The organism is Streptomyces sp. UNOB3_S3 (assembly GCF_020740895.1).
GTDB lineage: Bacteria > Actinomycetota > Actinomycetes > Streptomycetales > Streptomycetaceae > Streptomyces.
Window position 1 is genome coordinate 1 of record NZ_JAILXP010000304.1, and the last position, 8893, is coordinate 8893.

At 73.2% G+C, this 8893-nt stretch carries 10 protein-coding genes and 3 tRNA genes; 6 read left to right on the forward strand and 7 right to left on the reverse strand.

Annotation, left to right across the window (positions count from 1 at the left end; translation table 11 throughout):
- The first annotated feature begins 134 nt into the window (after nt 1-134).
- Nucleotides 135-641: a class F sortase gene (locus K6I33_RS26575; protein WP_374285881.1), complete on the forward strand. Its 507-nt coding sequence runs from the start codon at nt 135-137 to the stop codon at nt 639-641.
- Nucleotides 642-651: 10 nt separating this feature from the next.
- Here K6I33_RS26575 and K6I33_RS26580 read toward each other — a convergent pair whose 3' ends face one another.
- The 3 genes from K6I33_RS26580 to trxA form a co-directional block, all read right to left on the reverse strand.
- Nucleotides 652-1077 (reverse strand): OsmC family protein, encoded by a 426-nt coding sequence (locus K6I33_RS26580; RefSeq protein ID WP_229357066.1) that lies wholly within the window; start codon nt 1075-1077, stop codon nt 652-654.
- 108 nt (nt 1078-1185) lie between these two features.
- Nucleotides 1186-1788 carry a histidine phosphatase family protein gene (locus K6I33_RS26585; protein ID WP_229357067.1) on the reverse strand — a complete coding sequence of 201 codons (603 nt, stop codon included), beginning with the start codon at nt 1786-1788 and terminating at the stop codon, nt 1186-1188.
- Entirely contained in the window at nt 1781-2179 is a 399-nt protein-coding gene (trxA, locus tag K6I33_RS26590) for a thioredoxin (protein ID WP_229357068.1), read from the reverse strand. Before trxA ends, K6I33_RS26585 begins: the two co-directional genes overlap by 8 nt.
- Nucleotides 2180-2432: 253 nt before the next feature.
- On the opposite strand from trxA, the gene K6I33_RS26595 reads away from it, so the two are divergent.
- The 3 genes from K6I33_RS26595 to K6I33_RS26605 all read left to right on the forward strand — a co-directional run bounded on the left by K6I33_RS26595 (nt 2433) and on the right by K6I33_RS26605 (nt 5349).
- Complete coding sequence (locus K6I33_RS26595) at nt 2433-3440, forward strand: DUF1259 domain-containing protein (RefSeq protein WP_229357069.1); 1008 nt, start codon at nt 2433-2435, stop codon at nt 3438-3440.
- A 64-nt stretch (nt 3441-3504) separates the two neighbouring features.
- Nucleotides 3505-3861, forward strand: coding sequence for a metalloregulator ArsR/SmtB family transcription factor (locus K6I33_RS26600; protein ID WP_229357070.1), 357 nt, complete (start codon nt 3505-3507; stop codon nt 3859-3861).
- Between the two features lie 108 nt (nt 3862-3969).
- Nucleotides 3970-5349, forward strand: coding sequence for an MFS transporter (locus tag K6I33_RS26605; protein ID WP_229357071.1), 1380 nt, complete (start codon nt 3970-3972; stop codon nt 5347-5349).
- 128 nt (nt 5350-5477) lie between these two features.
- Here K6I33_RS26605 and K6I33_RS26610 read toward each other — a convergent pair.
- The 3 genes from K6I33_RS26610 to K6I33_RS26620 all read right to left on the reverse strand — a co-directional run bounded on the left by K6I33_RS26610 (nt 5478) and on the right by K6I33_RS26620 (nt 5892).
- Nucleotides 5478-5551 (reverse strand) — tRNA-Ile (locus K6I33_RS26610).
- A gap of 190 nt (nt 5552-5741) precedes the next feature.
- A tRNA-Asn gene (locus K6I33_RS26615) sits at nt 5742-5814 on the reverse strand.
- Between the two features lie 5 nt (nt 5815-5819).
- Nucleotides 5820-5892, reverse strand: a tRNA-Asn gene (locus K6I33_RS26620).
- Nucleotides 5893-6084: 192 nt separating this feature from the next.
- Between K6I33_RS26620 and K6I33_RS26625 the strand changes: the two genes are divergently transcribed.
- On the forward strand, nt 6085-6372 hold the full coding sequence (locus K6I33_RS26625) for a YtxH domain-containing protein (RefSeq protein ID WP_229357072.1): 288 nt from the start codon (nt 6085-6087) through the stop codon (nt 6370-6372).
- A gap of 64 nt (nt 6373-6436) precedes the next feature.
- Nucleotides 6437-7876 (forward strand): FGGY family carbohydrate kinase, encoded by a 1440-nt coding sequence (locus K6I33_RS26630; RefSeq protein ID WP_229357073.1) that lies wholly within the window; start codon nt 6437-6439, stop codon nt 7874-7876.
- A 46-nt stretch (nt 7877-7922) separates the two neighbouring features.
- Here K6I33_RS26630 and K6I33_RS26635 read toward each other — a convergent pair.
- Nucleotides 7923-8893, reverse strand: a 971-nt coding sequence (locus K6I33_RS26635; protein WP_229357074.1) for an RNA polymerase sigma factor, incomplete at its 5' end; no start/stop codon positions are given.

An 8893-nucleotide genomic window follows, 5' to 3' on the forward strand; every position in this document is an offset into this window, starting at 1 on the left:
CCACGTCCCCGTCCCGCTCCCCCAGGCCGGGCGTCCCCGGATCGTCCCGGCCGTCGTCCCCGGCGGCCCCGGTCCGGCACGCGTCCCGTCGCACGGGCCGCTTCCTGACGGCCCTGCTGCTGGTGGTGGCCGCCGTGCTGCTCGGCGCCTGTACGCCGGGCGGCGGGACCGGCAAGGCGATCGGCGGCCCGGCCCAGGCCGAGGAGCCGTCCCGGGTCGCCATACCCTCCCTGGGTGTGGACAGCCCGCTGATGCGGCTGGGCCGCAACGGCGACGAGACCGTGCAGGTGCCGCCGCCGGAGAAGGGCATGACCGCGGGCTGGTACCGGGGCAGCGCCAAGCCCGGAACCCGGGGCGCCGCCGTGATCATCGGCCATAACGCGACCCGCGACGGCAAGGCCGTCTTCCACGACCTGCACAAGATCAAGGAAGGCGATGTGATCGACGTCGAGCGCGGCGACGGCAAGGTGCTGCACTTCACGGTCACCGGCACCGAGAAGGCCGCCAAGAGCGCCTTCCCCACGCGGAAGGTCTACGGGGAGACCCAGGAGAAGGCGCTCCGGCTGGTCACCTGCGCGGGCGACCTCGACGCGGACGGCCACCCGGTGGAGAACCTGATCGTCTACGCGAAGCTCGCGTAGACGGCGGGTCTCAGGCGAGCTCGGCGGCCAGGGTGATCGTCGTCCCGGTGAGCGCCTGGCTGACCGGGCAGTTCTTCTTGGCCTCCTCGGCCGCCGCGACGAAGCCCTCCTCGTCCAGGCCGGGCACCTCGCCGCGGGTGGTGAGGTGGATGCCGGTGATGCCCTCGCCGGGCTGGAAGGTCACCTCGGCCTTGGTCTCCAGCCGGGTGGGCGGGGTGCCGGCGCCGGTCAGGGCGTGCGAGAGGGCCATGGAGAAGCAGCTGGAGTGGGCGGCCGCGATCAGCTCCTCCGGGCTGGTCCTCCCGTTGGCCTGCTCGGCGCGGGAGGCCCAGGTGACCGGGTACGTCCCGATGCCGGACGACTCGAAGGCGATCTCGCCATTGCCCTTGATCAGCTCACCGTTCCAGACGGTGGTGGCGATGCGGTTGGTGGCCACGCTGTCTCCTCCATGAAGTAAAGGTCGTATATCGGTGTCAGGACGACCGGTGTCAGGACGACCGGTGTCGGGACGACCGCCCGATCATCCTGCGCCCGGCGGCCGCCCTCAGGCTCCGACACGCCCGTTCCAGGCCACCAGGGCCGGGCGGCCGTGCTCGGTGCCGATGCGGCTGACCGTCCCGGTGTCCAGCCGGAACAGCGCGCCGGCCGACGGCGGCAGCCCGAGCCTACGAGCCGTCAGCACCCGCAGGAAGTGCGCGTGCGCGACCAGCGCGACATCGCCGGGGACACCGTCCGCCAGGCGGGCGGCGATCCGGGCCAGCACCCGGTCGGCGCGGGCGCCGACCTCCTCCGGCGACTCGCCGGGATGCCCGGGCGGGCCGGGCACGACCCCGTCGTCGAAGAGGAACCAGCCCGGCCGGTCCCGCTGGATGTCGGCCGTGGTGACGCCCTCGTAGCCGCCGTAGTCCCACTCCCGCAGGTCCGGCTCGGTCTCCGCGCCCTTCAGCCCCGCCAGCTCGGCCGTGCGCACGGCCCTGGTCCGGGGGCTGGTGAGCACCAGGGCGATGTCACGCCCCTCCAGCGCCGGGCGCAGCGCCTCGGCCTCCCGCTCCCCGCGTCCGGTCAGTGGGAGGTCCGTCCAGCTGGTGTGCCGTCCGTCCCGGCTCCAGGCCGTCTCGCCGTGCCGGACCAGCAGCAGCTCACCCATCGCTGCCGGGAGCCGCCGCCCCCTCCGCCCGGGCCTGCTCCACCGAGGCCCGCACCTCGTCCATGTCCAGGTCCCGCGCCTGCCGGATGATGTCCTCCAGCGCGGCCTCCGGCAGCGCGCCGGGCTGGGCGTACACGGCGATGTTGTCGCGCACGATCATCAGCGTGGGGATCGACCGGATCTCGAAGGTCGCCGCGAGCTCGGGCTGCGCCTCGGTGTCCACCTTCGCGAACACCAGGTCCTGGTGGCGCCCGGCCGCCCGCTCGAAGACGGGCGCGAAGTTCCGGCACGGGCCGCACCACTCGGCCCAGAAGTCGATGAGCACGAATCCGTTGCCGGAGACGACCTCGTCGAAGTTGTCCTTGGTGAGCTCCACGGTGCTGCTGCTCATGAGCGCCTACCCGCTTCCGGTTGTCTCGTGCGTCCGGGCCGGTCCGGGGCCGGTCCGGGGCCAGTGTGGCCCACGCACGCCAACAGATGGGGAAGGCGGCCTATTCCGGCGCGGACACCGCGCGCGAGGGCCGCCGGGGGGGCGTACGGAGGTGTGTGCACCCGAAAGCCTCCCTTCCGCTGGAGCGGGTCCGCGACCACGGTTACGTTGACGTGGGTGTGGGAGTTCGCCCCTCGCGAGGAGGAGTTCCGCTGTGCCCGTCCGTACGTGGTCTTCCGCCCGGGCCGCTCTGGCCGCCCTCACCGCCGCCGCTTCCGCCTTCGCCCTGGCCGGGTGCGGCGCCCAGGACAGTGCCCCCACCGCCGCCGGGAAACAGCCGGGCAGCCGGCATTCCGCTCATGGCGGCGACGGCGCCGGCGCCGGCGCGCCCGCGACGACGACCGAGCAGGACTGGAAGCCGGTCGCGGACGCCCTGGAGCGTCCGGGGACGCTAATGGACAGGACCGTCTACCGGGTGCCCCTGCCGCGCAAGGACCTGAAGGTCACCAGCCACGAGGTGGAGATCAAGCCGGGCCTGTCGCTGAGCGGTTACGCCGCCTTCGCCAAGTACCACGACGGCACCATGCTGATGGGCGACCTGGTGGTCACCGAGGAGGAGCTGCCGAAGGTCACCGACGCCCTGCAGAAGGCGGGCATCGAGCAGACCGCCGTGCACAAGCACCTCCTGGAGCAGTCCCCGGCCGTGTGGTGGACGCACATCCACGGCATGGGCGATCCGGCCACCCTGGCCAAGGGCGTCAGGGCCGCGCTCGCCGTCACCGGCATCCCGGCCGCCGCCCCGGCGCCGTCCACCCAGCCGCCCGTCGACCTGGACACCGCCGCCATCGACGCCGCGCTCGGCCGCAAGGGCACGGCGGACGGCGGCATCTACAGGTTCATCGTGGCGCGCAGGGAACCCGTCACCGACGGCGAACACGTCCTGCCCCCGGCCCTGGGCATCTCCACCGCCATCGGTTTCCAGCCCCTGGGCGGCAGGAAAGCGGCGATCAACGGTGACTTCGTGATGACCGCCGACGAGATCCAGGACGTCATCCGGGCCCTGCGCAAGGGCGGCATCGACATCGTCGAGCTGCACCACCACAGCCTGGACGAGCAACCGCGCCTGTTCTACATGCACTTCTGGGCCACCGCCGACGGCGCCACCCTCGCCAAGGCCCTGCGCGCCGCCGTGGACGCCACCCACCCGGCCCGGAACACCTGACCATAAGCGCACATCTGTCCACTTACGTACGCATGTGCGCAACTCGGCGGGATACGATGCCGGGATGGGGCTGAGCACAGAGACGACGGACGCGTACCACTCGCACCGGCGGGGCGACGGCGAACGGCTGGACGTGGCCGCGTCGGTCCTGACCCTGCTCTCCGACCGCACCCGGCTCGCCCTGATGGAGCGGCTCGGCCGGGGCGAGGCCGATGTGACGACCCTGACCGAGGCCACCGGCGCGGCCCGGACCTCGGTGAGCCAGCACCTGGCGAAGCTGCGCCTGGCCGGCCTGGTCGTCGCCCGCAAGGACGGGCGCCGCGTCGTGTACTCGCTGCGCCACGGTCACCTGCGGCGCCTGGTGGACGAGGCGCTGAACGTCGCCGACCACCAGATCGGCTCACTGCCGCCCCACGACTGACCCCCGACCCCACCGGCCATCCCGGCCGCCCCCTGATCAACATGTGCATGAGTACGCACATGTTGATTACGATGGACGGGTCATCCCACGCCGACCGGGACGGGGGCCATGCTGTCCGTACTGCGCGACCGCGCCTATCGCCACCTGTTCACCGCCCAGGTCGTCGCTCTGACCGGGACGGGCCTGGCGACGGTGGCGCTGTCGCTGCTGGCGTACGACATCGCCGGGAGCGACGCGTCGGCGGTGCTCGGCACCGCTCTGGCGATCAAAATGGTTGCCTACGTCGTCATCGCCCCGGTCGCGGGCGCGTTCGCCGGGCGAATACCCCGGCGGGCCCTGATGGCCGCGATGGACCTGACCCGGGCCGGGGTCGCGCTCGCCCTGCCCTTCGTCACCCAGGTCTGGCAGATCCACCTGACGGTCTTCCTCCTCCAGGCGGCCTCCGCGGCCTTCACCCCGACCTTCCAGGCCACGATCCCCGAAATCCTGCCCGGCGAACGCGACTACACCCGGGCCCTGTCGCTGTCCCGCCTCGCCTACGACCTGGAGAGCCTGTTCAGCCCCGCGCTCGCCGCCGGTCTGCTCACCCTGGTGTCCTACGACTGGCTGTTCGCGGGCACCACGGCCGGCTTCCTCGCCTCCGCCGCGCTGGTCCTCTCCGCCGTCCTGCCCAGACCGGCCCCCGTGGAGCGCACCGGCGGCGTCTACGCCAGTGCCGCGTTCGGCTCACGGCTGTTCCGGGCCACTCCCCGCCTGCGGGCCCTGCTCGCCCTCGATCTCGCCGTGGCCGCCGCCGGGGCGATCGTCTACGTCAACACCGTGGTCGTCGTCCGCGAGCACTTCCACCGGCCCGCGGGCGCGGTCTCGCTCGCCCTCGGCGCCTTCGGAGCGGGTTCCGTGCCCACCGCCCTCGCCCTGCCCCGCGTGCTCACCAAGGCCGGCGACCGCGCCGTCATGCTGACCGCCGCCTTCGCCCTGCCCGCCGTCCTGGCCGGCGGCGCCGCGCTGACCGCCGCCCCGCCGTCCACCTGGTCCTGGGCGGCGCTGCTGGTGGTCTGGGCGCTGATCGGGGCCGCGTCCTCCGCCGTCCTGACCCCGGGCGGGCGGGTGATCCGCCGTTCCACCGCCGACGCGGACCTGCCCGCCGCGTTCGCCGCCCAGTTCTCCCTCTCCCACAGCTGCTGGCTGCTGACCTATCCCCTCGCCGGATGGCTCGCCGCGGGCGCCGGGCTGCCCACCACCGCCGCGGTGCTCGGTGTCGTCGCCATGGCCGCCGCGCTGACGGCGGCGGTGGCGTGGCCGGCCCACGACCCCGGCCGGCTCGACCACGTCCACACCGACCTGCCCGCCGGCCACCCCCACCTCGCCGGCGCCCGCCGCGCCGCGAACGGCTGGCGGCACGACCACCACTACGTCATCGACCGGCACCACCACACCTGGCCCCGCCGCCGGACCCCGGCCCACCGACCGGGCACCCGGCCCGCGTGATCCACATCACGCCACGCACCAGGCCCCGGAAGCACCAGGCCCCGAAAAACGCCGCGCCCCGGCCGGCGAAAGCCGGTCGGGGCGTCGAAACGGCAGGCGAGATCGTTTCTGCACCTGAGCCGCGCGTGTGGGGCGGGTGGGACTCGAACCCACGGCCGACGGATTATGAGTCCGCTGCTCTAACCGGCTGAGCTACCGCCCCGTTCACGGCGCGTCGCGCACAACTGTGCGCGCCGTCTGCCGCAGCATAGCCGCTCATACGATCTGCTGCCCCGGTGGGTCCGTATCGTGTGATCGGTCTGACCATGAGGACTTCGATCACGTCGGTTCGGTTCCCGGTTCCGGCGGTTTCCGGCATGAAAAAAGGACCCCGAGGGGTCCTGATCTCACTGCTCCTCCAACTGGACTCGAACCAGTAACCTGCCGATTAACAGTCGGCTGCTCTGCCAATTGAGCTATAGAGGATCGCGCTCCCCCGACTGGACTCGAACCAGTAACCTGCCGATTAACAGTCGGCTGCTCTGCCAATTGAGCTACAGGGGATTGTCGCGTTTGCCCCGAACGCTCCTCCGTCCGGTCTCCCGGGCGGCGCGCGCTCGCTGCGAGACATACATTAGCGCAAGCAGGGGGGTGCTCCGCCAATCGGTATCCCCGCAGGCCCCGGGAGTGACCTTCGGCCCGGCCGGGTAGGCGGCTGGCGGCGGGCTCAGCGGACCCAACGGAAGGACGGGCGCGATGCGCTACCGGCTGACCTTCATCACCGGCGCGGCTGTGGGGTACGTACTCGGCGCGCGCGCCGGGCGCGAGCGCTACGAGGAGCTGCGCAAGGGCGCGCGGCGCATCGCGCAGAACCCGGCGGTGCGCAACACCGCCGAGACCGCCGCGGTGAACGGCCGGGCCCTTGTCACCCGGACCTTCGACAAGGTGGGCGACCGGCTGCCCGGCCCCGTCGGGGAGCGGTTCCGCTCCCTGCGCGAGCGGGGGCAGGGCGACGAGGACGACTGGGGCACGAGCAACACCTGACCGGCCCCCCCCGAATGGCCCGTCCGGATGCCGCCGGAGCCAAAAGGTTTGGCATCATCTCGGCATGGGCATAGTCGCGGGGTTGGGCAGTTCCTCCGAGGGCACGAGCGTCGTCGTCTGCGACGCGGAGTCGGGAGCCGTGCTGCGGCAGGGCTACGCGCCTCATCCGGCGTCCGCTCCGGAGGGTGACCCACAGGCGTGGCTGATCTCGCTGGGCGAGGCGGCCACCGGCGGAGTGCTGGAAGGTGTACAGGCCATCGGTGTCGCGGCGCAGCAGCACGGGCTGCTGACGCTGGACGCGGGCGGCGTCCTCGTCCGCCCCGCCCTCCTGGGCAACGACAAACGCGTCCAGTCCGCCGCCGCCGAGCTGACCGACGCCCTGGGCGGCCGGGCCGCGTGGGCGGAGGCCGTCGGTTCGGTGCCGCAGGCCGGGCAGGCCGTGGCGAAGCTGCGCTGGCTGGCCCGCAACGAGCCGGAGTCCGCGGCCCGGGTGGCCGCGGTCCTCCAGCCCCACGACTGGCTGGTCTGGCAGCTGCTGGGCCGCCCGATGCGGCGGGTGACCGACCGCGGCGACGCCTCCGGCACGGGCTTCTGGTCGGCGGCCACGGGCGAGTGGCGGCCCGATCTGGTGGAGCTGGCCCTGGGCCGCCAGGCGGCGCTCCCGGACGTGCTGGGGCCCGCCGAGCCGGCCGGGCACACCCCCGAGGGCCTGCTGATCTCCGCCGGTACGGGCGAGACGATGGCGGCGGCCTTCGGGCTGGGCGTGGGGCCGGGCGACGCCGTGGTCTCGCTGGGCGCCTCGGGCTCCGTCTTCGCCGTGCACCACTCGGCGCTCGCGGACGGGACCGGCACCATCACGTCCTTCGCCGACGCGACCGGCATGCACCTGCCCGTCGTCCACACCCTCAACGCCGTCCGGGTCCTGCGCGGCACCGCCGAGATGCTCGGCACGGACCTGCCGGGCCTCTCCGAGCTCGCGCTGCGCTCCTCGGCCGGCTCCTACGGGCTGGTGCTGCTGCCGTACCTGGAGGGCGAGCGGACCCCGCACCTGCCCCACACGGCGGGCACGCTGGCGGGCCTGCGGCGCGAGAGCATGAAGCCCGAGCATCTGGCCCGGGCGGCCTTCGAGGGCATGCTGTGCGGCCTCACGGACGCCCTGGACGTGCTGCGCGGGCGCGGTGTCGAGGTGCGCCGGGTGTTCCTGCTGGGCGCGGCGGCCGAGCTGCCAGCCGTGCAGGCGATCGCGCCGTCGCTGTTCGGGGCGCAGGTCGTCGTGCCGCAGCCGGCCGACTACGCGGCGCTGGGCGCGGCCAAGCAGGCGGCCTGGGCGCTGGGCGCGCAGCAGGGCGTGCTGTCCCCGCAGCAGCCCCCGCTGTGGCCCGCGGCGGCCAGTGCGGCCTTCGACGTCACGGGCGAGGACCTGGCGGTCGGGCAGGCGGTGCGCCAGCAGTACGCGACCGTGCGCGAGCAGACCCACCCCGGGGCCTTCGACGCCGTCCAGTAGCCGTCCGGTGGGCCGGTGGCCGTCCGGTGGCCCCGCGAGCGCGCGCTCAGTCCAGATAGCCGCGCAGCTGGTCGGCGAAGGCGTGGTCACGCAGCTTGTTGAGGGTCTTGGACTCGATCTGGCGGATGCGCTCCCGGGTGACGCCGAAGATCCGGCCGATCTCCTCCAGGGTGCGCGGCCGGCCGTCGACGAGCCCGTAGCGCAGCTGGACGACCTTGCGCTCGCGCTCGCCGAGGGTGGAGAGCACGGCCTCCAGGTGTTCGCGCAGCAGCAGGAAGGCGGCGGACTCGACGGGCGAGGCGGCGTCGCCGTCCTCGATGAGGTCGCCGAGGGCGACGTCGTCCTCCTCGCCGACGGGCGCGTGCAGCGACACCGGTTCCTGGGCCAGCCGGAGGACCTCGCTGACGCGCTCCTCGGACAGGTCGAGGGTGGCGGCGACCTCCTCGGCGGTGGGCTCGTAGCCGCGCTCCTGGAGCATCCGGCGCTGGACCCGCACCACCCGGTTGATCAGCTCGACGACGTGGACGGGGACCCGGATGGTGCGGGCCTGGTCGGCGAGGGCCCGGGACATCGCCTGGCGGATCCACCAGGTCGCGTACGTCGAGAACTTGTAGCCGCGCGCGTAGTCGAACTTCTCAACCGCCCTGATGAGTCCGAGGTTTCCCTCCTGGACGAGGTCGAGCATCGTCAGCCCGCGGCCGATGTAGCGCTTGGCGACGGAGACGACGAGGCGCAGATTCGCCTCGATGAGACGGCGTTTGGCCATCCTGCCGAGCACGACCAGCCGGTCGAGGTCGAGGGCGAGCTGGGTGTCGAGGTCCGGGGTGCTGCCGAGTTTCTCCTCGGCGAACAGACCCGCCTCGACCCGGCGGGCGAGCTCCACCTCCTCGGCGGCGGAGAGCAGCGGGATCCGGCCGATCTCCCTGAGGTACTGGCGGAACAGGTCGGAGGAGGGGCCGCTCGTGTCGGCCCGGGCGGCCCGTTCGGGGACCGGCTCCGGGGCGGGGTCGTCGGGGA